The sequence below is a fragment of the Streptomyces auratus genome (genome assembly GCF_050433025.1).
Classification (GTDB): Bacteria; Actinomycetota; Actinomycetes; order Streptomycetales; family Streptomycetaceae; genus Streptomyces; species Streptomyces sioyaensis.
In genome coordinates, this window is sequence record NZ_JBNGCB010000001.1 from 2,282,831 (window position 1) to 2,307,488 (window position 24,658).

21 protein-coding genes are annotated in these 24,658 nt (G+C 72.0%); 14 read left to right on the forward strand and 7 right to left on the reverse strand.

Annotation, left to right across the window (positions count from 1 at the left end; all coding sequences use genetic code 11):
* Positions 1 to 81 precede the first annotated feature (81 nt).
* Positions 82 to 648 (forward strand): PadR family transcriptional regulator, encoded by a 567-nt coding sequence (locus BKA18_RS09750; RefSeq protein WP_366047162.1) that lies wholly within the window; start codon positions 82 to 84, stop codon positions 646 to 648.
* 78 nt (positions 649 to 726) lie between these two features.
* On the opposite strand, the gene BKA18_RS09755 is transcribed toward BKA18_RS09750, so the two are convergent.
* Both BKA18_RS09755 and BKA18_RS09760 read right to left on the reverse strand, forming a co-directional pair.
* Positions 727 to 999 (reverse strand): hypothetical protein, encoded by a 273-nt coding sequence (locus BKA18_RS09755; protein WP_006606035.1) that lies wholly within the window; start codon positions 997 to 999, stop codon positions 727 to 729.
* A 144-nt stretch (positions 1,000 to 1,143) separates the two neighbouring features.
* Positions 1,144 to 2,052 carry a Gfo/Idh/MocA family protein gene (locus tag BKA18_RS09760; protein WP_366047161.1) on the reverse strand — a complete coding sequence of 303 codons (909 nt, stop codon included), beginning with the start codon at positions 2,050 to 2,052 and terminating at the stop codon, positions 1,144 to 1,146.
* Positions 2,053 to 2,303: 251 nt separating this feature from the next.
* Here BKA18_RS09760 and glnII point away from each other — a divergent pair, with 251 nt between their 5' ends.
* The 4 genes from glnII to BKA18_RS09780 all read left to right on the forward strand — a co-directional run bounded on the left by glnII (position 2,304) and on the right by BKA18_RS09780 (position 6,236).
* Entirely contained in the window at positions 2,304 to 3,326 is a 1,023-nt protein-coding gene (glnII, locus tag BKA18_RS09765) for a glutamine synthetase (protein WP_006606033.1), read from the forward strand.
* 222 nt (positions 3,327 to 3,548) lie between these two features.
* Positions 3,549 to 4,466, forward strand: coding sequence for a DUF6891 domain-containing protein (locus BKA18_RS09770; RefSeq protein WP_366047160.1), 918 nt, complete (start codon positions 3,549 to 3,551; stop codon positions 4,464 to 4,466).
* A 1-nt stretch (position 4,467) separates the two neighbouring features.
* Positions 4,468 to 5,145, forward strand: coding sequence for a rhomboid-like protein (locus tag BKA18_RS09775; protein ID WP_366047159.1), 678 nt, complete (start codon positions 4,468 to 4,470; stop codon positions 5,143 to 5,145).
* A 467-nt stretch (positions 5,146 to 5,612) separates the two neighbouring features.
* On the forward strand, positions 5,613 to 6,236 hold the full coding sequence (locus BKA18_RS09780) for a winged helix-turn-helix domain-containing protein (RefSeq protein WP_366047158.1): 624 nt from the start codon (positions 5,613 to 5,615) through the stop codon (positions 6,234 to 6,236).
* A gap of 7 nt (positions 6,237 to 6,243) precedes the next feature.
* On the opposite strand, the gene BKA18_RS09785 is transcribed toward BKA18_RS09780, so the two are convergent.
* From BKA18_RS09785 to BKA18_RS09795, 3 genes are read right to left on the reverse strand one after another with little or no spacing between them, the layout of a single operon-like run.
* Positions 6,244 to 7,005, reverse strand: coding sequence for a DedA family protein (locus tag BKA18_RS09785; protein ID WP_366047157.1), 762 nt, complete (start codon positions 7,003 to 7,005; stop codon positions 6,244 to 6,246).
* Positions 6,998 to 7,978: a lysophospholipid acyltransferase family protein gene (locus BKA18_RS09790; RefSeq protein WP_366047156.1), complete on the reverse strand. Its 981-nt coding sequence runs from the start codon at positions 7,976 to 7,978 to the stop codon at positions 6,998 to 7,000. The genes BKA18_RS09785 and BKA18_RS09790 overlap by 8 nt, the downstream gene beginning before the upstream one ends.
* Entirely contained in the window at positions 7,975 to 8,790 is an 816-nt protein-coding gene (locus BKA18_RS09795) for a GNAT family N-acetyltransferase (RefSeq protein WP_366047155.1), read from the reverse strand. The genes BKA18_RS09790 and BKA18_RS09795 overlap by 4 nt, the downstream gene beginning before the upstream one ends.
* Before the next feature lie 368 nt (positions 8,791 to 9,158).
* Between BKA18_RS09795 and BKA18_RS09800 the strand changes: the two genes are divergently transcribed.
* From BKA18_RS09800 to BKA18_RS09820, 5 genes are all read left to right on the forward strand, one after another.
* Positions 9,159 to 12,329 carry an alpha-N-acetylglucosaminidase gene (locus BKA18_RS09800; RefSeq protein ID WP_366047154.1) on the forward strand — a complete coding sequence of 1,057 codons (3,171 nt, stop codon included), beginning with the start codon at positions 9,159 to 9,161 and terminating at the stop codon, positions 12,327 to 12,329.
* 35 nt (positions 12,330 to 12,364) lie between these two features.
* On the forward strand, positions 12,365 to 12,595 hold the full coding sequence (locus tag BKA18_RS09805) for a DUF397 domain-containing protein (RefSeq protein WP_006606024.1): 231 nt from the start codon (positions 12,365 to 12,367) through the stop codon (positions 12,593 to 12,595).
* Positions 12,596 to 12,888: 293 nt separating this feature from the next.
* Entirely contained in the window at positions 12,889 to 14,859 is a 1,971-nt protein-coding gene (locus tag BKA18_RS09810) for a hypothetical protein (protein ID WP_366047153.1), read from the forward strand.
* Between the two features lie 146 nt (positions 14,860 to 15,005).
* Positions 15,006 to 15,701 carry a TetR/AcrR family transcriptional regulator gene (locus tag BKA18_RS09815; RefSeq protein WP_366047152.1) on the forward strand — a complete coding sequence of 232 codons (696 nt, stop codon included), beginning with the start codon at positions 15,006 to 15,008 and terminating at the stop codon, positions 15,699 to 15,701.
* Between the two features lie 54 nt (positions 15,702 to 15,755).
* On the forward strand, positions 15,756 to 16,268 hold the full coding sequence (locus BKA18_RS09820) for a GNAT family N-acetyltransferase (protein WP_366047151.1): 513 nt from the start codon (positions 15,756 to 15,758) through the stop codon (positions 16,266 to 16,268).
* A gap of 25 nt (positions 16,269 to 16,293) precedes the next feature.
* Here BKA18_RS09820 and BKA18_RS09825 read toward each other — a convergent pair whose 3' ends face one another.
* Entirely contained in the window at positions 16,294 to 17,898 is a 1,605-nt protein-coding gene (locus BKA18_RS09825; RefSeq protein WP_366047150.1) for a S1 family peptidase, read from the reverse strand.
* 75 nt (positions 17,899 to 17,973) lie between these two features.
* Positions 17,974 to 18,480 carry a hypothetical protein gene (locus BKA18_RS09830; RefSeq protein WP_366047149.1) on the reverse strand — a complete coding sequence of 169 codons (507 nt, stop codon included), beginning with the start codon at positions 18,478 to 18,480 and terminating at the stop codon, positions 17,974 to 17,976.
* A 457-nt stretch (positions 18,481 to 18,937) separates the two neighbouring features.
* Between BKA18_RS09830 and BKA18_RS09835 the strand changes: the two genes are divergently transcribed.
* The 4 genes from BKA18_RS09835 (at position 18,938) to BKA18_RS09850 (ending at position 24,613) form a co-directional block, all read left to right on the forward strand.
* Positions 18,938 to 22,927, forward strand: a complete 3,990-nt coding sequence (locus BKA18_RS09835) for a polymorphic toxin-type HINT domain-containing protein (protein ID WP_366047148.1) — start codon at positions 18,938 to 18,940, stop codon at positions 22,925 to 22,927.
* The gene (locus BKA18_RS09840; RefSeq protein WP_366047147.1) at positions 22,905 to 23,336 is read left to right on the forward strand and encodes a hypothetical protein; all 432 of its coding nucleotides are present in this window, start codon (positions 22,905 to 22,907) and stop codon (positions 23,334 to 23,336) included. The genes BKA18_RS09835 and BKA18_RS09840 overlap by 23 nt, the downstream gene beginning before the upstream one ends.
* A 192-nt stretch (positions 23,337 to 23,528) precedes the next feature.
* The gene (locus BKA18_RS09845; protein ID WP_366047146.1) at positions 23,529 to 23,798 is read left to right on the forward strand and encodes a hypothetical protein; all 270 of its coding nucleotides are present in this window, start codon (positions 23,529 to 23,531) and stop codon (positions 23,796 to 23,798) included.
* Positions 23,799 to 24,259: 461 nt separating this feature from the next.
* Complete coding sequence (locus BKA18_RS09850) at positions 24,260 to 24,613, forward strand: DUF6086 family protein (RefSeq protein WP_366047145.1); 354 nt, start codon at positions 24,260 to 24,262, stop codon at positions 24,611 to 24,613.
* Positions 24,614 to 24,658: the final 45 nt, after the last annotated feature.

Genomic DNA, 24,658 nt, shown 5'->3' on the forward strand with positions numbered 1-24,658 from the left:
TGGGGCGGGACCCTGCCGCGTTCCTGGGGCGGGGCTCTGCGGCCCTCCTGGGGCGCGGCGGACCCGCCCTAGGATTCCCCCATGTCACTCCCGCACGCGATCCTCACCGCCCTGCTCGAAAAGCCGTCGTCGGGGCTGGAGCTGACCCGGAGGTTCGACCGGTCGATCGGCTACTTCTGGTCGGCCACGCATCAGCAGATCTATCGCGAGCTGGGAAAGCTGGAGCTGGCCGGCTACATCCGGGCGCTGCCCGCCGAGCAGCCGTCCCGGGGAGGGAAGAAGCAGTTCGCGGTGCTGCCCGCGGGACGCACCGAGCTGACCCGATGGGCGTCCGGCGAGCAGGAGTCCAAGCCCATCCGGGACGCGCTGCTGCTGCGGCTGCGGGCGTCGGCGGTGGTGGGGCGGGCCGGGCTCGACGAGGAGCTGCGGCGGCATCTGGCGCGGCACCGGCAGCAGTTGGCGGAGTACCAGGAGATCGAGGACCGTGACTTCGGGGCCGCGGCGGATCCCGAGGACCGGCTGCGGCGGCTGGTGCTGCGGGCCGGGATCGGCCTGGAGACGTTCTGGGTCGACTGGCTGGCGGAGGCGCTGGCGGAAGTGGTGGACATGGATGCCGCCGAGGCCCCTAAGGACCGGCCGGGCGGGTGAGCCTCCGAGGCGTGGGGGTGGGGCGGCCGGCCCCGGGGGAAGTCCCGGGGCCGGCCGCCCTGTTGGCGTGCGGGGGCGTCAGCAGTGGTCGTAGAGGAGCGCGCGTACCAGGCGGCAGGTGGTGTCGGACGGGGTGTGGACCCCGATGTCGGCCGCGGTGCGGCGGATCCTGCGGTTGGGGGCCTGCTCGGGGCGGTAGACGCCGGTGTCGAGCAGGGCTATGGCCAGCCGCATGGCCTTCAGGCGGCGATTGTGCGATTCGTACCGCTCGCGCGGCCATCCGGCGGGCAGCGGCTTCTTGGGCAGTGGGTGGGCCGGGAGAGGCTTCGTGATGAGTGTGGCAGCGGCCATCGGCGACCTCCTGGAGCGTGGATGAACCCTCACTGACTGGTTCCCATTCTACTGGCGACCACTGACAAAAGGCCCTGGCCAAGGGCGATTTGAGGGGTGCGGGAGGCGGTGGCGGAGGGGCGCTGCGGGACCCCTGGGCGAGGCTCAGGCGCCGGGCCGTACGAGAGGGGGCAGCGTCGCTTCGGCCGCCGCCAGGATTTCCGTGACCCGGAGGCCGAAGTGGAGGTCGCAGGCGTTGGGCAGACCCGTTCCGGCGGCGGCGAGCAGGGCGTCGACGGCACGGTGGTAGGCCGCTTCGGGACCGTGCAGGCGGCGGGGCAGGCAGGTGGTGCCCGCGGTGCCGCGGAGGGTGATCTCGACCCCGGCCGCCGCGGCGGGGGCGGTCAGCGCGACCGTCGCGGTGCTGGCCGCGCCGCTGCTGTGCCGCATCGTCAGCAGCACCGCATCGGCCGGGCCCCGGGTCGCGGTGACCGCTTCCACGTCGCCGAGGACCGCGAGGAGCACGGACAGCGCATGCGGGCCGACGTCCCACAGGCCGCCCTTCTCCCGGCGCCAGGGCGAGTGCGCGTACGGGCTGGCGCTGTCCTCGGCGAAGACCGAGCCGAGCCAGTCGGCGTGCGCGGTGAACCAGCCGCCGACCGCGGCCTGGGCGGCGATCCACTCCCCCTCCTGCTCCCCGAAGCGCGCGGTGAAGAAGACCACCGAGGCGATCCCTGCGCGCTCGGCGGCCGCGGCCAGCGCGCGGGCCTCGGGCACGGCGGTGGCGACCGGTTTGTCCAGGAGCAGATGGCAGCCGGCCCCGGCCGCGCGGATCGCCAACGGGGCCTGCACGGAGGGCGGCAGGGCGACGGCGAGCGCGTCACAGGCCGCGAACAGCTCGTCGGGGGTGTCGTACGGGCGGGAGCCGTGGACCTGGGCCAGTGCGGCGGCGGCCGCCGGTCTGCGGCCCCAGATGCCGGTCAGCTCGACGCCGGGGTGGGCGGCGAGGGCGGGGGCGTGGACGGTCCGCGCCCAGGGCCCGGTACCGAGGAGTCCGATGCGCAGGGTCGCCATACGGGCCAGTGTCTCGCGGGGCGCGGGCCGGGGGCCGGTTGCGCCGCGCCCGCGACCGCGCCTGAGGGGACCCCTCAGGCACAGAATCCCAGGCATTCAATCGCGAGGACCTTCGAAATGCCGGGATGTCCGGCTCGGTAACCTGCGGTTCACAATTGGGCAACGGGCGGGAAATGGCGCGTTGCGAGAGTGCGGCAGTACACCCGCACAGGTACCCGCACCCGCACCTACCGGCAGTAAGAGGAACCCCCGTGAGTATCAAGGCCGAATACATCTGGATCGACGGCACCCGACCGACCGCCAAGCTCCGCTCCAAGACCAAGATCATTGCGGACGGCGGCAGCCTGCCCCGCTGGGGCTTCGACGGATCCAGCACCCACCAGGCCGAAGGCCACTCCTCGGACCTCGTACTGGAGCCGGTGTTCAGCTGCCCGGACCCGATCCGCGGCGGCGACCACCTGCTGGTGCTCTGCGAGGTCCTGCACACCGACCTGACCCCGCACCCCTCCAACACGCGGGCGCTGCTGCGCCCGGTGGCGGAGAAGTTCGCCGGCCAGGAGCCGATCTTCGGCATCGAGCAGGAGTACACCTTCCTCAAGGGCGAGCGTCCGCTCGGCTTCCCCGAAGGCGGCGGCTTCCCGGCCCCGCAGGCCGACTACTACTGCGGCGTGGGCGCCGACGCGATCTTCGGCCGGGAGATCGTCGAGAAGCACCTCGACCTGTGCCTCGCGGCCGGCCTCGGCCTGTCCGGGATCAACGCCGAGGTCATGCCCGGCCAGTGGGAGTTCCAGGTGGGCGCGCTGCCGCCGCTGGAGGTCTCGGACCACATGTGGGTGGCGCGCTGGCTGCTGCACCGGGTCGCGGAGGAGTACGGCGTCACCGCGTCGCTGGACGCCAAGCCGGCCAAGGGCGACTGGAACGGCGCCGGTGCGCACACCAACTTCTCCACCCGGGCGATGCGCGAGGGCTACGACGCGATCATCACCGCCTGTGAGGCGCTGGGTGAGGGCGACAAGCCGCTGGAGCACGTCCGCCAGTACGGCACCGGCATCGAGGACCGGCTGACCGGCGCGCACGAGACCGCCCCCTGGGACGCGTACTCCTACGGCGCCTCGGACCGCGGCGCCTCGGTGCGGATCCCCTGGCAGGTGGAGGTCGAGAAGAAGGGGTACATCGAGGACCGGCGGCCGAACGCCAATGTCGACCCGTATGTGGTCACCCGTCTGATGGTGGACACCTGCTGCACGGAGCTGGCTCGGCGCGAGCAGATCTGACGACGTCGTCGCAGCGGGGAGGGAGCGGGGCCGGGCCGGTGGGTCCGGTCCCTTCCCGCATGCCGGGCGGGCGGGGCGCTTGCCGGGCGCGGCGCGGCCGGCTGCGAGTTGCGGCCGGGCCGTTCGCCACCGGTGGCCGGGTCGCTTGCACGTAGCGGCCGGGGCCGATTGCCAGGGGCGGGCCGGGGGTCGCCTGTCAGTGGCGGGTGGCACGCTGGGGGCATGCTTGCGATCAACGTCAGGACCGAGACCGGGGCGGAGCGCTCCCATCCGGCCGAAGCCGAACTCGCCGGACTGCTGCGGCGGATCGGCGCCGCCGACGACCATTTCGTGGTCGTCGAGCGCGTCCCCGACCAGCAGCAGGTCTTCGTGCAGACCTGGCGGGAGGGCACGGGGCCGTTCGCGGTGGAGTACCGCGACGGCACCCCCGAGCGGCACTTCAGCGCGGAGTGCGACGATGCCGAGCAGGTCGTGGCGGTCTTCCTGGACTGGGCGCGCGGCGGGGACGCCTGGCGCAGCGCGCTCGACTGGCGGCCGGCGGACCTCTTCGCCACGCCCGGCCTGGATCCGCGGACCCGCGCGGCCGCCGAGGAGCAGGCCCGCAAGGACATGCGCTCCGGTTTCCGCAAGGCCCATGAGGTCGCGCAGAGCGTGTGTGACGTCCTCGATCCGGAGGACTCCCCGCTCACCCTCGACGAGGCGCGCCGGATCGTGGCGGGCCTGTGGGAGGAGCAGCTCGCCGAGCAGGAGCGATGGCCCGAGGTGACCGGTGCCGACCGGGTCGCGCGGGCCTTCGCCGCCCTGGATTCCCAGGGGCTGACCGCCCGGATGCACTTCACCTGTTGCAGCAACTGCGCGCTCGGCGAGATGGCGGCCGAACGCGCCGAGGGCGACCGGGGGTTCGTCTTCTTCCACTACCAGGACACCGAGGCCGCCGCGGACGGCTATGGACTCTCGGTCCGGTACGGCGCGTACGCGGACACCGGGGAGGCGGCCGGCGAGGCGCGTGCCGAGGTCGGGCGGACGGTGGCGGCGGCGCTCACGGCCGCGGGGCTGCCGGTGGAGTGGGACGGCGACCCGGACCGCGTCATCGAGGTCACCCCGCTGGACTGGCGCAAGCGGCTGCCGACGGGAGCCTGAGATGCCGAGGGCCGCCATTCGGTTCCTGCGCCGGGGCGTACTGCCGGGTGCCCTCTCGCGGGTCCGGCCGGCCGCCGCCGTGCCCTGGCTCGCGCCGCTCTACGTCGGTGCCGTCCAGCTCGGTGCGTATGCCACCGCGCGGCTGCCCGACCGGCGGCGTACGGAGCTGCTGCGCGCCCACTCCACCAATGTCGTCAATCTGCGGGCCGGCCGGTGGCGGACGCTGGCCACCAGCGCCGTCCTCGTCGAGCAGCCGCTGTCGCTCCCGTACGCCGCCGCGCTGCTCACCGTCCTCGGTACGGCCGAGGCGCGCTGGGGCACCCGGCGCGCGGCAGGGGTGTTCGCGGCCGGCCACACCGGCGCCTGTCTGCTGGTGTACGCGGGCCTGCGCGGCCGGGTGCGCACGGATCCGCCGGACGCGACCGCACGGGCCGTCGACGTCGGGGCGAGCTATGGCTTCCATGCCACGCTCGGCGCCCTGGCCGCGGCCGTCCCGCACCGCGGCGCGCGCACCGCGGCGGCGGCCGGCCTGCTGGCGCTGGGGACCTGGCCCGTGCTGCGCCGGGCACGGACGTTCACCGATGCCGGGCATCTGACGGCGACGGCGCTCGGGGGGATGTGTGGGGCGGGGATACGGAGGGCGGCCGGGCAGCCGGGTATCGGCCGGGCAGCCGGATGAGGACCGGGACCCGGGAAGGGGGCCACCCGGCACGGCGGGTGAAGCGCTGCGTACGGGTGGGGCGCCGCATGACGGATTCCAGCCAGGGGCCGCATCGCCTCCCGTGGGACCGCCCGTCCGCCAACTCCGGCGTGCCACCGCCGAGTCGGGACCGGATCTTCCCCACCCCCGGTGCCTGCCCGACCACGGCGCGGCGGATTCGCGTCACACCGCGGGCCGCACGGGGGACAGAACACCGGCCGTCTGGTTCAATGGGGCCATGGCCAGCCTCAATGACACCGCGACGGGTCGCAGCGACCTCGAGCCGTTCTGGCCGTCCCGGCAGGCGCACGCCTTCGACCTTCTGTGTTGCCGCGCGCACTGAGCGCGGGCCCGCACCTCTCTCACCGACGCCGCTGACCGGCGCCGCACGCCCTGCCCGCGCGCACGACGTCCCCCGACGCCCCTCTGCGCGAAAGCTGACCGTGATGACGAACGTCCGTACCCTGACCGCCCCCTCCCCGACGGCCCCCGCCCCGCACGCCCACCGCCACCGGCTGCGCGCCGTGGCCCCCGACGAGGCCCTCCCGTCGCCCACCACCGCCCCGGATGGCGGCGCGTCGCGCCACGGCGCCCCCTCGGTCGCCGAGCTGCTGAACTCCGCCGCCACCTGGCTTCCGGCGCCCCAGCACAGCCTGCCCGCGCTGCCCGGACAGCCACCGATGGTCGGATATCTGGTGCTCGTACCGGCCGAGCAGGCCCCCGCCCCGCCGCCGGGCGCCGCACCCGGGCCGACGGCGGCCCCGCCGACCGCGCCGACCGGCGACGAGATCGTGCGGATCGACCCCGAGCGGCGCACCGCACAGGTCCAGGGCCGCCCGCTGGATCTGACGTACCTCGAATTCGAGCTGCTGGCCCACCTGGTGGCGTATCCGCACCGGGTGCACACCCGCGACCAGCTGGTGACCACGGTGTGGGGCTACGGGCATGTCGGCGACGGCCGGACCGTCGATGTCCATGTCGCCCGGCTGCGCCGCAAGTTGGGCGCCGCGCACCGGTCGTCGATCGTCACGGTGCGGCGGGTGGGCTACAAGTACGTGCCGGGCGTCTGAGCCCGGGTCACACGCCCTCCGGCTCCTCCTGCCGGGGGTGCGGCCGGGCGGGGATCCGCTCCTCCGCCCGGCCGGGGGCCGCTCCCCCGCCCCGGCCGCGCCGCTTCTGCCGGCCCGGCGGACGTTCCTCCGGCGTGCCCGGCGGACGTTCCTCCGGTACGCCGACGCCCCGCCGGTGCAGATATCCCACACAGCCCGCCACCAGGAGGCCGGCCCCGGAGGCCAGCAGCATGCCCACGGCCGGGGAATCGGTGAACGCCGTACCGCCGAAGCCGCCGAGCGCCGCGCTGCACACGGCCCAGATGCCCGCGCCCGCCGCGTCCAGCAGGACGAAGCGGCGCAGCGGAAAGCGGACACTGCCGGTGGACAGCGAGGCGACCACCCGGCCGCCGGGCACGAAGCGGCCGGCGATGACGAGCAGGGCGGCGTGCCGTTCCACCATGGCGCGGGCCCTGGTGTGCCGGGCCCGGCCGCGTTCGCCGCGCAGCAGCCGGGCGATCGCGCGCGGGCCCGCGTACCGTCCCACCGCATAGCCCAGACAGTCACCGGCCAGTGCCCCGGTCGCCGCGACGCCCGCCAGCAGGGCGAGCAGCGGCAGATCGGGGCCGATGAGCACGGCGACCAGGACCACGGTGGTCTCGCTCGGCATGAACGGCAGCAGGGCGTCGAGGCCGGACACCAGCAGGATGATCAGCCACAGCCAGGGCGAGCCCAGCATGCCCTGCAGCGGCTCGGTGAGCTGGTCGAGCTGGTCGAGTTGGTCAAACATGAGCCGGGGTGTCCCGCGGGGGCGTATCCGGCAGTCGGGAGTGCGGCGGCGCGGGGGCCGGTGCGGACGGGATGCGTACGGACGGGGCGGTGGTGGCCGGGGTGGGTACGGACGGGACGGGTGCGGCCGCTGCGGACGCCCGCCGTACCGCCACCGCTGCCGATGCCGATGCCGATGCCGGCGACAGCGACGGCCGGCCGCCGCGGACCGCCCGTGCCGCCAGCGCTGCCAGCTCCCGCCGGTCCAGGTCTGTGTCGGCCGCCGTCAGCGCCGGATGTGCCGTGACGCGGATGGTCAGACCACGGGCGGCGAGCACCCGGCGCAGCGAGCCGGCGAAGGTGTCCTCGCCGCAGAACGCGGCCACCGTGCTGGGCAGGCCCTGCTGGGTGTAGTCGAGGGTCACCGGGCGGACGGGCGCCCCCGCGTCGAGCGCGGCCTGGAAGGTCGCCCGGCGGAAGGCGCCCTGTTCGGCGGTGCACCAGGTGGTGGCCTGCGGGAAGACCGCCACCGAGCGCCCGGAGCCGAGCAGTTCGGTCACCTGGCGCACGGAGTCGGGCAGCCGCCGGGGATTCGTCCGGTCGATGAAGTGCGTACCGGCCCGGCGGGCCAGCCCGCCGACCACCGGCCAGCCGCCGACCTCGCGCTTGGCGAGCAGGGTGACCGGCTCGACGGCGAGCAGGGCGAGGATGTCGAGCCAGGAGATGTGGTTGGCGACGACGAGGGTGCCGGGGCCGTCCCCGGCCGAGAGCGCCGCGGCGCCCTCGATACGGATGCCGAGCGCATCGAGCAGCGCCGCGGCATGCCCCCGCAGCCGTACCGGGTCGGCCAGTCGTGTGCCGTCGGTCAGCGCCCGCCGCACGGTGTGGGCGAACACGGCGCCGCGGCGGGCGACGACCCTCGCGGGGACGCGCGGGACGGCGTGCGCGGCGCAGTCCGGGGTGCAGTCGGAGGAGACGTCCCAGGGGCCGTTCACCGCTGCTCGCCCAGGAAGTAGCGCCGGTAGCGGTCGTCCAGCCGTTCCATGTCCAGCACGACGAAGAAGTCGGCGACGTCGAACTCGGGGTCATGGGCGGGCGCGCCGCAGATGACGGCGCCGATGCGCAGATAGCCGCGGAGCAGCGGCGGCAGCTGGGCGAGGCTGGGGCGGCCGGGGAGCGGGATGGTGGCGTGCCAGGGGCGGTGCGGGGTGACCTGGAGTCCGGACGGGGCGGCGTAGCGGGTGCCGCCCAGTCCCCAGGCGTGGGCGGCGGCGGTGCCGCCGTCGGCGAGCGGGACGGAGGCGCAGCCGGCCAGGTAGCGGTGGCCGGAGAGCAGGGTGTAGCGGGCGAGCGCGGCCCACATCTGGGTCATCACGGCGCCGTTGCGGTGGTCGGGGTGCACACAGGAGCGGCCGGCCTCGATGAGGGAGGGACGCAGCCCCTCCAGGGCGCCGAGGTCGAACTCGCCGTCGGAGTACAGCCGCGCGCTGCGGCCGGGCGGCAGCAGGCGGTAGGTGCCGACGACCTCACCGGTGGCGGTGTGGGTGACGACAAGGTGATCGGCGAGTGGATCGACGTCGTCGATGTCGTGGCCGGCGAGCGGCGAGTGCAGGGTGGCGCCCATCTCCTCGGCGAAGACCCGGTGGCGCAGCCGCTGTGCGGCGCGGATCTGCGCCCGGGTGTCGGCGATCTCCGCGGTGTAGCCGGGGTCGGCGGCCGGGGCGGGGGCGGCGTTCGCAGGGACGGGAGTGGGGACGGGGGTGGGGACGGGGGTGGAGACGGCGGACGCGGTCGATGCCACGCTCATGAGAGCCCTCCATGGGGAGTGGGGAGGCTGTGCGAGTCGACGGGGAGACGGCGGGGCCGGCCGAAATGCGGTGCCGGGAAGACGCCGAGTGCGGGCGCAACCCGGTGACCTGGCCCTTCTCTACGCCGCAGACTGTTCCCGGGCCCGCCGGCCGGGCGCGTGAAGCCCAGGAAGCGAAGGGATGAGGGTCCGCGGAACACTGGTCGCCGCCGCCGCAGCGGCCGACGACCACCGGGCCCGGGGCCAGGGCCGAGGCCAGGGCCGGGGCCGGCCCGCGCGCCAGGGGCGTACTTGGACCGCGGCTGACTGCCCGTTAGCGTGCCCCCCACACACGCGACTGTTGTAACCACCGAGCAGTGGGGGCACACGTGAGCCGACCGTCACGACGCGCAGTGCTGGGAACCGCCGGAGCGATCGGTGCGGGGGTGGCGCTCGGCGGGGCCTCCCCCGCCCCCGGGCGGGACGGCCGCCGGCAGGAGCGGGCACCGGCGTACGACACCGCACCGGCACGGGCCGCGCTGACCCGGCTGCTGCCCCGGCACGCCGACCAGTTCCAGCTGGTGGCGCTCGCCCCGGACGGCACCGGCGACCGCTTCCGCGTCGAGGGCCGGGCGGGCCGGATCACGGTCGCCGGGACCACGCCCGCGGTGCTGCTGACCGGCGTCCACTGGTACCTCAAATACACCTGCCGGGCCCATCTGTCGTGGGCCGGCGACCAGGTGGAGCTGCCCGGACTGCTGCCCGCCCCGGCCTCCCCCGTAGAGCGCGGCACCGGGCTGCCGCACCGCTTCGCCCTCAACGACACCCACGACGGCTACACCGCCCCGTACGCCAACTGGCCGCGCTGGGAGCGGATGATCGACGTACTGGCGCTGCACGGGGTGAACGAGGTGCTGGTCACCCCGGGCGCCGAGGCGGTCTACCACCGGCTGCTGACCGGCTTCGGCTACTCCGATGCCGAGGCCCGAGCCTGGATCCCGGCGCCCTCGCACCAGCCGTGGTGGCTACTGCAGAACATGAGCGGCTACGGCGGGCCCACCAGCAGTGAACTGATCGCCAAACGGGCCGAGTTGGGGCAGCGGATCACCGGCCGGCTGCGCGAGCTGGGCATGCACCCCGTACTGCCGGGCTACTTCGGCACCGTGCCCGGCGGTTTCGCCGCCCGCAACCCCGGCGCCCGCACCGTGCCGCAGGGCACCTGGTCGGGGCTGGCCCGCCCCGACTGGCTCGATCCGCGCACCGAGGTCTTCGCCAAGACGGCCGCCGCCTTCTACCGCCACCAGGAGCAACTCCTCGGCCCCGCCGACCACTTCAAGATGGATCTGCTGCACGAGGGCGGCGACCCCGGCGACGTCCCGGTGCCGGACGCCGCCCGCGCCGTCGAGAAGGCGCTGCGCACCGCCCGCCCCGGCGCGACCTGGGTGATCCTGGGCTGGCAGAACAACCCGCGGCGCGATCTGCTGGACGCCGTCGACCACGACCGGATGCTGATCGTGGACGGCCTCAGCGACCTGGAGACGGTCACCGACCGGGAGCGGGACTGGGGCGGGGTGCCGTACGCGTTCGGCTCCATCCCCAACTTCGGCGGCCGCACCACCATCGGCGCCAAGACGCATGTCTGGGCCGAGCGCTTTCCGGCCTGGCGCGACAAGCCGGGCAGCCGGCTCGCCGGGACCGCGTACATGCCGGAGGCCGCCGAACGCGACCCGGCCGCGTTCGAGCTGTTCAGCGAACTCGCCTGGCGGGAGCGCCCGGTGGACCGCGCCGCATGGTTCGACGGCTACGCCGACCTGCGCTACGGCGCCCGCGACAAGGGGGCCCGCGCCGCGTTCGCCGCACTGGGCACCAGCGCATACGAGATCTCCAGCAAGGACGGCCGCCCGCACGACTCGGTCTTCGCCGCCCGCCCCGACCTGGCCGCCCGCTCCGGCACCGTCTACGCCACCCACACCCCCGCCTTCGACCCGGCGGCCTTCGACACCGCGTTCGCGGCGCTGCTGACCGTACGCCCCGCGCTGCGCGGCTCCGATGCCTACCGCCGCGATCTGACCGACACCGCCCGGCAGGCGCTGGCCAACCGGTCCTGGCAGCTGATCGGGCAGCTCCAGGACGCCTACCGGCGCAAGGACCGGGCCACGTTCCGTGCGCTGTCCGGGCTGTGGCTGCACCTGATGCGGCTCAGCGAGGACGTCACCGGTGCCCACCGGCAGTTCCTGCTGGGGCCGTGGCTGGCGGACGCCCGGGCCATGGCGTCCGGCCCCGAGGAGGAGGCGCGCCTGGAACACAGCGCCCGGGCGCTGCTCACCACCTGGGCGGACCGGCCCACCGCCGACGGCGGTTCGCTCGCCAACTACGCCAACCGCGACTGGCACGGCCTGATCGGCGAGGTCCATCTCCCCCAGTGGCAGGCCTACTTGGGCGAACTCGCGGACGCGCTGGCCGCGGACCGGCCGCCCAAGCCCTTCGACTGGTACGCCAGGGAAGAGCCCTGGACCCATGAGCGCACCACCCCTCCGCTGCACCCCACGACCGAGGCGTACCGCACCGCGCGGCGGGTCCACGACACCCTCGCCAAGGCGCCCTACCAGGGCACCGTCACCGTCACCGCGAGCCCGTCCGCGCTGCCGCCGGGCGGCGGCGCCACCGTCACCGCGGCGCTGCGCAACGTCAACGGGCTGCGGGCCACCGGCCGGGTCGACTTCGCGCTGACCGGCGTCGAGGCCACCGCGCAGGGACCGGTGTCGCTGCCGTCGCTCCCGCCCGGCGGCACCGGCCGGGCCCGCTGGCGGGTCACCGCCCCCGCCGGCCCGCTCACCGAGCCGCTGAAGGCCCTGCCGTACGGCCTCACCGCCGACTACGGGCCGAAGGGCGAGCCGCGGGTCCGCGCCACCCACCACGGCACCCTGTTCGTGGCAGGGCCACTGGACCGGGAGTTGCGCACGGTCACCACCAATGCGGCGGTCTTCGGCCAGCTCGGCGACCGGCTCGCGGTCAACGGCGCGGGCGCGGACCTGTGGAAGGCGACCGCCGAATTCGGCGCGGTCTACCGGCCGGACGCGCTCACCGCGGGCGGCTCGGTGACGGTCGAGGTGAGCGCGCAGGACCCGACCGGTCCCTGGGCCCGCGCCGGCCTCGTCGTCCGCAACCGGCTCGCCACCCCCGCCCCCGGCTCCCCGGACGCCCTCGGCTTCCTCAACCTGTCCGTGACGCCCGCCAACGGCGTCGTGCTGTCCTACGACGCCACCGGCGACGGCACCCTGGACACCTACCGGCGGCTCACCGGCGTCACCGCGCCCGTCCTGCTGCGGCTGACCCGCGGCCCGGACGAGGGGCGCTCCGGTACGTACACCGGCGCCTGCTCCACCGACGGCGGCGCCGGCTGGCGCGAGATCGCCACCGTCCGCGTCCCCGGAGCCGCCGCCCGGCAGGACACCGGACTGCACCAGTCGGCCGCCAACTCCGCGTCCGGGGACCGCGGTACGGCAACCTTCCGTCGCTGGACGGTCACTGGAAGCGCATCCGGCCACCGCGTACGCTGACCACAACGCACCACGAGCGAGGGGAAAAAGACGGTATGAGTGCCGCAGCGGAGAAAGAGTGGCTCTACGCCCTGGACATCTCCGACGCCACCTGGCAGCGCGCCCCGGGCGACGCGGAAGAGGCGGTGGAGATCGCCTTCCTGGAGCGCGGCGCGGTGGCCATGCGCAATTCCACGGACCCCGAGGTGGTACTCCGCTACACCGAGGCGGAGTGGCGGGCGTTCGTCCTCGGCGCGCGCGACGGCGAGTTCGACCTGGAGCGCTGACGCCAGGGCGTGTCTTTTGGATCAGCCCGGATCAGCCCGCGGCGTCTGGTGCGGTGCATCGCAAGGCGGAGCATTGCCCGCGGACTGGGTGTCCGTGGGTGATGCGACAACGCCGCGAGGTGCCGTGCCAGACGCCGCGGGCCCGGGCTGATCCGAAAGACACGCCCTAGGTCCGGACAGCGGTCAGGCGGCCATCGCGGTGGGCACACCGCGATGGCCGCAGCCGTGTCCGGCGACCCGCCGGAGCGCCCGGGGGCCGGTGACCATCACAGGAATCACTCGTTTCACCGAACGTGAAGCAGCAGCAGAAACAGCAGCAGGCGACACCCCGGCACGTCGACCGCGTCTCCGCCGGCGGCAGCGAGGAGGCCGGCGACGTCATCGACGTCGAGCAGGCCGAGGCGGCGCTGGTGGAGCACTATCCCCGGCTGGTCCGGCTCGCCTATCTCGTGCTGCCACCCGGCCAGAGCCGCAGCCGCCGGGTGCTGGCCGCCCACGGCGTGGTGCAGCGGACCCTGCCGCGCCAGCGCAGCTCCGCCCGCGGCCTCGGACTGCCCGCCCAGCGCGCCGGCACGGACGCCGCGATCGACCCCGGCTACGCCTTCGTACGGCTGCGGGTCCTGCGGGCCGCCCTGTCCGGCCGCCGCGCCGTCCGCCGGCCTCCGCTCTTCCCCCAGGTGTGGGGGTTGCGGCTGTTCCCGCGGTCCGGCGGCGCCGATGAACTCGCACTGGACCAGGCGCTGTCGGCGCTGTCCGGCCCGGCCCGGGCGGCGTTCGTGCTGCGCGATCTGGAGCGGCTGAGCACGCCCGAGGCGCGCCGGGTGCTGGAGGCGGCCGGGGTGGCGCACGCCCGGGAGGCGCTGGACGAGGCGGAGCGGGCCGCGACGCCGGCCGGCAGCCGGGACCGGTCGCTGCTGGAATCGCCGGAGTTCGACCCCTGTGCCCTGCAGGCCCGGCCGACGGATCTGATCCGGCGCCGGCAGCACGGCCGCGCGGTGCTGGCGGCGGGTGCGGCCGTGCTGGTGTGCGGGGCGCTGCTGGGGATGCCGGGCGACGGCTGGGGCCCGGACGGCGCCGCCGCCCCGCCGTATGCGCGCAACGGCGCCGCCGAAGCGGCCCTGGACCCCGGAAAGCTGACGGTGACCTCCGCGACCGCCTGGAAGCAGGCCGCCCGGCAGGACTTCGCCACCTGGCCCGCCCGCGGCGACCGGATCCACGACAGGGCGCTGCTGCGGCGGGCGCTGGCCGTGTGGGCCAGGCCGGGGGCCGGGGTGCAGGTCTCGGCGACGCCCGGGACCGCGCCGGGACCGGCGGCCGGCCCGGCCCAGCTGCTGTTCGCGGGCGTGGTGGACCACGCCGTGGTGGTACTGCTGCACGACGGGCTGCGGGTGGTGCGGTACGCCGAGGCGGCGGACGGGGCGGGGCAGAGCGACGGCACCGGAGCCGCGCTGGACTTCGCCCGGGTGGACGGCGCGGCCGGCGATGCGGCAAGCGCTCTGGTGGCGAGCCGTACGCAGGGCAATGTGCGCTATCTGACCGCCCCGTGGGTGAAGTCGGCGCGGCTGGTCGATCTGGTCAAGCCGGACGCGGCGGGCCAGCCGGTGACCATCGGGGCGGACGGCGTCACCAGCCCGGTGCCCACCGCGCAGCCCGCGGAGAAGTGCACGACCTGGCCGGCGCTGCAGGCCGGCGGCCGGCTGCTGACCGATCTCGGTGAACTGGCCCCGGCCCGTCTGACGTACGGCAGGCCGCGCCGGCCCGGCGAGGTGACCGGCCGGCCGGCCAAGGCGGCCTGGGCGCGTACCGCCTGCCAGCTGGCCGCGCTCCGCGGGCAGGGCGTACGCACGGTGAACGCCTGGGAGTTCGCGCGGCAGCCGCTGCCCACGGGCGCCGGCCTCGCGGCCTGGCTGTGCACCCGCGCCGAGACCTGGCGCGGTGCGGGCAGCCGGACGATGGCGCAGATCCAGACCCCGGCGCCGAAGGGCGCGCCCTATGCGGCGGGCACGGTCACGGCGCGCGCCGAGGGCGGTACGGCCTGCGGACCGCGGAATCCACGGGCCCTGGCCGGCGTCCTGTGGAAGTCCCCGACCGGCACCTGGTGGCTGCTGGCCGCCGGCAGCGGACAGGTCACCTCGATCACCGCCCGGAGCGGCCTGCACGCCCAGGCCGCGGGCCACTTCCTGGCGGCCCCCGCCAAGGCGGGCGACCACGCGGAGCTGACCGGCCGGCTGGCGACGGGCGGAAAAATCGAGGCGCTGCACTGAGCGTCCGCGGGCCGGGCGCATCCGCCGGCCGGCCCGCGGGGGACCACCACTTTCGGCCAATGCGCCGCCAAAACCCCTGGTCCGTGCCCGATCCATGATTCCGAACGCGATTCCGCGCCGGGCTCCGGATCGTTAGGGTGGTCCGCATGACGACCGTCGCGCGCCGCAGGATGGGCGTCGAGGAGCGGCGTGAGCAGTTGATCGCCGTCGCCCTCGACCTCTTCAGTCACCGTTCGCCCGAGGACGTGTCGATCGACGAGGTCGCCGAGGCCGCCGGGATCTCCCGGCCGCTGGTGTACCACTACTTCCCCGGCAAACAGCAGTTGTACGAGGCGGCGCTGCGCTGGGCCGCCGAGGAGCTCACGGCACGCTTCGCGGAACCGCACGAAGGCCCGCTCGGCGCCCGGCTGTTGCGCGTCATGGAGCGCTTCTTCGACTTCGTCGCGGAGCACGGCCGGGGTTTCTCGGCGCTGATGCGCGGCGGCCCGGCGATCGGTTCGGGCCGTACGGGCGCGCTGGTCGACGGCGTCCGGCAGGCCGCCTTCGCACAGATCCTCGCCCATCTCGACGTCCCCCGGCCCTTCCCCCGCCTGGAGATGGTGGTCCGCTCCTGGATCTCGCTGGCCGAGACCACCGCACTGCTGTGGCTGGACGGCCGACGGGTGCCGCATACGGAGCTGGAGCGGCAGCTGGTGCACGACTTCGCGGCGCTGGCGGCGGTGAGCGCGGCGTACGACGCGCGAATGGCGCAGGTGGTCCGCCGGATACTCGCCGACGAACCGGAGAACGGGATCTTCGCGGATCTGGTGGGCCGGCTGATGGAGCTCCCGGATCCGGCCTGAGCCGGCGGCTGCCCCGGCAGGGGACGCCCGGTGCGGGTGCGGAACAATCCCGGCATGGAGCTCACCTTCCGGCTCGCCGACGACGGCGCCGATCTGCCCGCCCTGGTCGCCCTGTACGACGCCGCGGCCCGCTGGATGCAGGAGAACGGCATCGCGCAGTGGAAGCCCGGCGAGAAGGACGCGGACCACTTCCGCCGGCGGCGGTTGGACGGCGAGGTCTGGCTGGCGGAGTCCGCCGAACACCTGGTGGGCGCCTTCGAACTCTGGTGGCAGGACGAACCCGCGTGGGGCCCCCAGCCCCCGGAGGCGGGCTATGTACACCGGCTGATGGTGAACCGCGACCGGGCCCCGGCCGGCACGGGCCGGGCGATGCTGGCCCATGCCGAGCGACGGACAGCCGAGGCGGGCCGGGCCTGGTCCCGCCTGGACTGCGTCTCCTCCAACCCGCGCCTGCGCACGTACTACGAGGCCGCCGGCTACACCGTCGTCGGCGAACAGCCCTTCAAGGAGGGCGCGGGCGGGAGCAAGTATGCGGTCACCCTCCTGGAAAAGCGGCTGGCCGGCTGACGTCGGACGCCTCGGGGTCCAAGGTTCATTTCAGGAGATTGAATTCGCTGTGGAGGCCGGCGGCGTCGGCATCCGGGAAAAGGGTGACTGCCCCGGTGTCCCAACGGACGAGGACGTCGTTGGGGCGTTCGTTGGCGACGAAGGCGCCGGCAGTCACCACGGTCGCGTGGGTCCAGTACGACTTGCGCGGCCGTATCTGGGTCTCCCCGTGCATACCGGCCGCATCGACGCCCGGGTAGAGGGTGACTTCGCCGTCGGACCAGCGCACGAAGAGGTCGGCGGTCTTCTTGCCGGTGAATTCCCCGGCGCTGATCTGGGTGGCGTGCGACCAGGTCGTGTTCTTGTTCACCAGCGTCTTCTCGGTGCGGACGCCGTTGGTGTCGAGGTCGTTGTAGAAGGTGACGCGGCCGTCGTCCCAGGTGACGATCATGTCGTCGCGCTGGGCGTTGGCGGTGTAGCGGCCGGCGGTGATCTGCTGGGCGTGCGGCCAGACGGTGTTCTTGGCCTTGGCGAGCTGCTTCTCCCCGTGGAAGCCGTTCTTGTCGACGTGGGTGTACTGCGTCAGCTCACCGTCGTCCCAGCGCACGACCAGCCCGTCCGTACCGCCGCCGAAGCTCGCGCCGGTGATCTGCTCGACGTGCTGCCAGATGCTCGTCCTGGGCGGCTTCGGCGCCTCGGCCAGCTGGTACTCGGCGGAGAAGGGATGGCGGGGGTCCTTGTCCTCGGAGCCCTGGTAGAGGGTGACTTCGGCGTCGTTCCAGCGCACGATCATGTCCATGTGCCGGGTGCCGCCGGCCGAGCCGCCGGTGAAGTATCCCGAGGCGATGTGGGTGGCCTTCGCCCACGGCGCGGCGGCGAAGACCGGGCGGTAGCGCACCTGCTGCACCCAGGTGCCCAGGTCGTCCACCCGGGCATCGACGGCACCGGTACGGGTCTCGGCCGGATCGGTGCCCAGGCAACCGCCCTGCCAGGAGGTGCTGTTGACGGCGACCAGCTCCACCCGGCCGCCGCTCTCCCGCAGCGCCGGTCCGCCGGTGTCGCCCTTGCAGACCGCCGCGTCCTTGCCGGTGATGCCGATCGACGTGCTCTGGACCTCGTCCACGGTGAACGCGGCCGTGTGCAGTGTGTTCGGGACCCACTCGGTCTTGGTGCGGCCGAAGCCCGCCACCGTCAACTGCTCGCCCGTGGCGACCGGGTTGGTGCCGATGGCCACCGGGGTGACGCCACTGACCGGCTTGGCCAGCCGGGCCATCACCAGGTCGCGGCCCGCGTAGGGGACGAGTTCGACGATGTCCGTGACACTGCCGCCCGTACCCGAAAGGTCCGGGCGACCGATGGTCGCCGTCGCCTTCCCCTTGGGGGCGCCCTCGTCGATCCTGAAGTCCTTGCCCGGGTCGGCGGCGAAGCACCGGGCGGCGGTCAGGACCCACTGCTTGTCGACGAGCGCGCCGGAGCAACCGCGCTTGCCGCCGTCGCGCTCGATGTCGAGCTTCACGGTGAACGCGTAGGTGCCGTCCTTGGCGACCTCGCCCGAGACGGCGTGCGCGGAGCCGGTGAGCAGCGCACTGCTTGCGACCGTGGCGGCCATGATGAAGGTCATCCACGCTCGGCGCGGACGTATGCCAGACATGTATCCATCCCCCTGAGGTCAGATCGTGAAGTTCAGAGCTTGAAGTCAGTTCGCCGGTGGGGCGCTCGGTACGCGTCAGCCGGTGACGCGGAGCTCGACGAGGACGGACGGGTCGCTGTCGGTGCCTTCACCGACGCTCTGATAGCCGTCCTGGGGACCGGTCTTGGAGACGTTGACGGTCTCCGTTTTACCCCGGGCGGTGAGGTCGGCGCTGATGGGGTGGCTCGCGGTCTCCAGAGCCCACACCTTGTGAACTTCCAGGGTGACGTAGCCGCGGTTGGCGTTGGCCAGGAAGCAGAAGTCGCCTCCGTCGCGCGTCCAGATCTTGATCTGCTGGGGCGAGTTGCCGCAGTCGGCGAGCAGGAGGTGCCCGTCCCCCTTGAGGAGCTTGATCTTCTTGTTCTCAAGAATCTTCGCCGCGTCCGGGTAGTCGAACTCCTCCACCGCGGAGGGCGGTTCGCCAGCGGAGGTCACCCCCGTCGGGGCGGCGGAGGCGGAGTGCGGCGAGGGCAGGCCGAGCACGGCGCCGAGCAGGCTGAACAGGCCGGCAGCAAGTAACAGGCTGCGGGTTCGAGATCTCACCTGTGGTCCTTCCAGGGAGGGGTGACAGCTCATCCGCAGTCCCCCGTGGTTGTCATGACAGCGTAAGAAGCGAGACGGGAAGGTATCACGAAACCACGGTCAAAATCGGACAGGGTTTGTTTGCGAGGAATCTATGCAATGTGATGTGAGTCACTTGATGGGGCATCAGTTAGTGTTTGCGTGCTACGGTCCTCCCCGCTTGCCGGTAGGTCATCACCGGCAACCAGGGGGCTATCAGGGCAGTTTCCCGCCATTCGGCATTCCCGTAAGACGCAGAACCCTTCCGCCCGTGGCCAGTTCCTGCCGCTCGACAGCTTGAAATCCCACAGATTTCGCCGTGCACGGCATGATTATGCCCCTCCCGCTGATATTCGATATCCGGCAACGAGGTTTGCTGACGAACAGGAAGCGTATTTCCTTGAGAAGAAGAATGCGTTCAAGAAGGAGCAGAGGGAGGGTGAACCGCGCGATACGCGCGCTGCACCTGAGCCTGTTATGCGCGTTATTGGCGAGCCTGCTCGCGCCTGCGCCTGCGTGGGCGGATGAGAAGACTACGGCCCCGGGGGAGCCGACCCGCTCGAAGATTTTCGCCAAACGGGCGTGGATCGTCGAGCAATGGAAGACCGGTGGGCCCGGCGTCCAAGCCGCCGCGGAAGTCGCGCTGGCGGGCACCGACGACGACGTCATGCACTTCCTCACCGTGGTCGAGGGTGAGAGGTTCCAGGACAACCGGGTGGCCGCCGCCCAGAAGGCGAATGTGGGCGGCCGGTCGCTCCAGGAAGCCGCACGCACTGCCCTCGGCGGGACTCCGGACAAACTGAAAGCATTTCTGGTGAGCGGCTGGCAGGGTCCGCTCGCGGAAGATCAGCGGGTCCGGGTCGCTCAGATCATCAATGAGGGCGGGCCCGGTGTCCGGGAGGCCGGGCGTGCCGCGCTGAACGGTTCGGCGGAGGACGTCCGGAAGTTCCTGGAAGAGGGCCGGTACACCAAGCGGGATGAGGATCAGCGGGTTGAGCTCGCGCAGATTCTGAATTCCGGTGGACCTGAGGTTCGTACCGCCGGTCGGATTGCGCTCAATGGTTCCGCGGACGATATCCGTGAGTTCCTTGAGGTGGGCCAGTATGTGGCGCGCGCCCGTGACGAGGAACAGACCTCTGTCGCGGAGTTGGCGGAGGAGGCTCGGGAGGCGGGCCGGCGGGCGAAGTCGGAGACCGAGGCGGCCAAGAAGGCGTCGGCGCATGCGGTGACGGCGTCGGAATTGGCCAAGAAAGCCGCCAGGGCGGCGGCGACCGAGGCCGAGGCGGCCAAGAGCGACTCCCAGAAGGCGGCCGGCGCGGCGCAGCGGGCGGCTTCGGCGGCTTCGCAGGCGGCGTCTGCCGCGCAGGAGGCCATCGGGGCGGCTCGGGCGGCTACGCAGTCGGCCCGGGTGGCGGCGAATTCCGCGGCTCGGGCGGCGTCCGCGGCGGCGGGTGCGTCGCAGGCGGCCTCCCGTGCGCGGGGTGCGGCCGCTGCCGCGGCCATCAACGCCGGTGATGCTTCTGCCGCGCGCAAGGCTGCCGAGGTTGCGCGGGCGGCTGCCCAGGGCGCGGACCGGGCGGCGGATGCCGCCGATGAGGCCCACAAGGCCGCGACGGACGCCGGGGATGCCGCCCAGGACGCCGTTGCCGCCGGCGCCAACGCCCAGGCCGCGGCCAACGCCGCGGAGGAGGCGGGGAATTACGCCGGACAGTCCGATGCGCATGCCGCACAGGCGCGGCGTGCGGCGGCCGAGGCGCGCCGTCATGCGGATGAGGCCACCCGTGCCGCGAACGCCGCCACCGCCCTGGCCCGCAAGGCCGCCACGGCCGCCGGTCAGGCGCGGGATGCCGCCAGGTCGGCCGCCAAGCATGCCAACGCGGCGGCCAAGGACGCCGATGAGGCTGCCGATCACGCGGGGGAGGCGGCGAGTGCGGCGACGAAGTCCGCCGCGCACGCCAAGGCCGCTCAGGAGGACGCCGACGCCGCGAGTGCGGCGGTCGACAAGGCGAAGGACATCTACGGCCTGGCCCGGGAGTTCGAGGCCGCGGAGATCCTCACCCGTACCAACGAGGGGATCGAGCACGCCAAGGACCTCAAGGCGGACAACGACGAGCTGCAAGCGGACCGGACCGCGGGTGCCGAGGAACTCAAGAAGTTCCAGGCCGAGGCGCAGCGCCTGGCCGCCGAAGCAGGCCAGGACGGTGCCGACGCCAAGGACGTGGTGGTCAAGGGCCGTAAGGTCGCGCTGCTGGCGATGAAGTCCGGCGGTCCGTGGAGCCAGGCGGCTGCCGAGGCGGCCCTGGGCGGTGCGGATGACGACGTCGTCGCATACGTACGCACCGGGTGGAAGGAAGCCCTCCAGCAGGACGACCGGGTCGACGTCGGGCGGCTGGCCGGCGAAAGCCCCCTGGAGTCGGTGCGCAACGCCGCCGAGCAGGCCCTCAAGGGGGATGCGGCGCAGATCAGTGCCTTCCTGGCGACCGGGCAGTATCAGGCCGGTGCGGAGGACTTCCGGGTCGAGATCGCGCAGGTCATCAACCGTGGCGGCCCCGGCGTGCGGGAAGCGGGCAGGGCCGCGCTGAACTCCGGATCCACCGACACATACTGCGAGTTCCTGGCCGCCGGGCAGTACACCGCGCGCACCGAGGACGAGCGGGTCCGGGCCGCCCAGCTGATCAACAGCGGTGGGCCGGAGCTGAAGGCCGCCGGCCGCATCGCCCTGGAAAGCCCGCCGCAACTGCTGCACGCCTTCATCGAGGCCGGGCAGTACACCGCCCAGCGCAAGGACCTGCTGGCCGCCACCCACAAGGCGCGCGTCCAGCAGCTGATCGCCGAGGCGGCACGTACCGCGGCCACCGCGCAGCAGAACGCCGCCGAGGCACGTAGGGTCGCCGCCCTGGCGGTGCACAAGGCCGACGAGGCGAAGAAATACGCCAAGCAGGCCCAGGCATCAGCCGATGCGGCAAAGAACTCCGCCGCCGATGCGGCGAAGTCGGCCAAGGAGGCCGAAGCTTCCGCGGCGCGTGCCGCCGAGTCCGCCAAGACCGCCCGCAAGGCCGAGGCCGACGCCAACCACGCGGCATCCAACGCAGCCACGTCCGCCGCCGATGCCACGGTCTCCGCGCAGCTGGCGCACGTCTCCGCCAACACCGCCTGGGCGGAAGCCCGCCGCGCCCGCGCCTCCGCCACGGCGGCCGGCAAGGACGCCACCGCCGCCCACAAGGCGGCCGAGGAAGCCTTCAACATCGCCCTCGACAAGTTCAAGGCCGAAGCCGAAGCCCAGCGCAAGGCCGAGGCCGAAGCCAAGAAAAAGGCCGCCAAGGACCCGGGAAAGATCGCCCGCGAGCAGTACATGTGCGGGGTCATGGGCTGCGACGCCGCCCACAACTTCCCCAGCTGGTGCATCCGCAACGAGGGCTACTGCACCATCCTCGCCGCGGGAGAGAAACTCGAACCGGGCCTCGAGAAGATCTGGAAATTCGAGAAAGACCTCATCGGCATCGGAATGCTCCAGGAGTGCGCACAAACAGGAGACCTCGAATCCTGTTTACAACTCGCGCAGGATGCCACCTTCGGATCCAAACTCAGGCTCCTCTCCAGGACGTACCAGGCGTTGCGCTTCCTTGAGAAGGGGTGCAACCAGTGCTTCCTGGCCGGCACCAGAGTCCTCATGGGCGACCGCTCCACGCGCACAATCGAGGACATCACGCCAGGTGAGAAGGTCCTTGCGACCGACCCGGAAACAGGCAGAACCGCGCCCCGCAAGGTCACGCGCCGAATTGTCACCGAAGACGACAAACACTTCAACGAACTGACGCTCACCACCCCCAACGGCCCGCGCAAGCTCAACGCCACCTACGAGCACCCCTTCTGGAGCCCATCGCAACACCGCTGGCTCCAGGCTCAGGCACTCACGCCGGGCACAACCCTGCTGAGCAACGACGGAACCACCGTCCGCGTCCAGGCGAACCGCCCGTTCGACCAGCACGCGCGCACCTACAACCTCACCGTCGACGGCCTCCACACGTACTATGTGCTGGCCGGCCGGACCCCCGTACTGGTGCATAATTCCAGCGGCTGCGGAGGAATTGCGCTCGGCCTCAGCGAAGTCGATGAAGATCCGATGGCTCTGCATGAATTTGCAGATTCAATTGGCGCGAAGTCGTATCACGATTGGCCTTCTGCCGGTGACAACTGGGTCTCCGAGCTCAAGAGTTACATCAATGACGGGAAAACTTCGATCCACTTCAACTTGGATGGAATCGACGATCCCGTGGCACTCGCGCGGAAGGGTAAGGGCATGGATCCGGTATTCGATGGGCACGCGACCGCCTGGGAGCTAAGCTTGATCCAGGACAACCCGAGCATCTGGCCTCGCGTGACGTTCTACAGAAACGGAGTCGTTGATGCCAACCCATTCGCCCGCTGACGAAGGGCAGCAGCCCACTGCGACCCTCCCCATCTCGTTCGACCGGAAGTTCCGGCCGTGGCGATACAGCATTGGGCATTCAGAGCTGAAGCTTCGAAGCATCGACTCCGACGCAGCGCATGACTTCATCGAAGTCACCTTCTATGGAGTCGTGGGAATGAGGCTGAAAACCGTATACCGGCCGCTCAGCATCAGCCTCGCCGAACCAGCGGAGACTGACGAGATGTTGAAGTTCTCCGAAGTGCGGGAGTCTCAGTCTTCGCGGGTCCGTTGCCTGGCGCTGAAGTCGGACAGCGGCAATGGACTCGTGGCATGCCTCAGCTACAGCATCTGGTCGCATCCCAGGGATAAAGACGGTGAGAGCTTGGGACTTCCGCATCCGGAATCCGTATTGATTCTGAGAGGGTAGTCGAGAAGCTGAGAAGTCCCGCCGGGACGGCCCGGCGGGGCTTCCTGGGGTTCCGGCCCCGCTCAGCCGCGGCGGAAGACCACCGCCGCCCGGGCCCGGGACGGTGAAGGTACCCGAGGATCGCGCGGAAAATTTTGGCCAACCTGGACCACTGCACCCTCAACATGGCGGTGCAGGCCGGAGTAAGCAGTCATGTCGAAGAGTAAAACTGCGCTGCGGGACCTCGTGGCTGCTGGGGCAAGCTTCTTGGAGGTGATCGAGTACCTCGCCCATCGCCACCCTCGCGAACTCAGCCCGTTGGAATTCCTCCACATATTCCAGCAGGAGCTCGGGATATCATTCGTCGAATCGCGGGCCATGCTGGAGTATTTCGACCCCCAGATGAAGCCGATCGCCGACAGTGGGTTGATCAACGAGCGTGGGCGCACCCTCCTACCGCGGTGTCGCTCGGCTGACGGATAGCAGGAAGTAACGAGGAGGCCGTCCAGTTGACAATCCATTCGAATGATGGATCCCGTTCTCCGGTTCTGTTCAGTTCTGAGCGCACCTTCACGGTCTGGCGATATGGGGTCGGACACTCACAACTACTCCTTCGCGCTTTTCCGGACAGTACGGACACCCTCCGCTTGGACCTGCTCTTTGAAGGCGTGCGTGCCATGCAACTGGTCACTCACTACGAATCGATTGAGCTTCGTACCGCCAGCGACAGCGAAACTCGGCAGATTCTGGATTTCTCCGGAATGACCTCTCCCTGGAGGGAACGGCATCTCGTTGTTGCCCTTCGCTCAAGAAGCGGGTCAGGGTTCGTGCTGTGCAGCCGAATCAGTGCTCTGCATGGCACAGAAGACCCTGTGGGGTTGCCAGAAGGAACTGAGGGCCGTGAGGTCATCTGGAGGCGTTGACATCAGATCGGAGCTTGTCCCATGAGCTATTACTTCGAGGCTTCCGGCCATACTCTCTGGGACCCCTCGCTCCGCATGGGAAGGTGGTACCTGTCTTTCGCGGAGAGCGCGGCAGGTCTGGTCCATCGCCCTACTGGCCTGACACCGGCAGATGACGATACATGCGCGGTGGACGTGCCGGTATTCCGACAGTTCGTCGAGGCACTGCTTGAGTGCTATGCCTCAACACGCCACCCAGTTCAACACGGGCTTATGCGAGGCGTGCTGCTCGTCTCCCTCGTGGTGCTGGAGCGCGGTGGGGTGAAGATGAGCCCAAAGTCCGAGAGGGAGGCCTCCCTTCTTGGGGAAGTGGAAATGTTCGCAGGCTCGATGTAGGGGAACCAAGATGACTCACGCGATGCAAGAACCAGCCAAAACGGG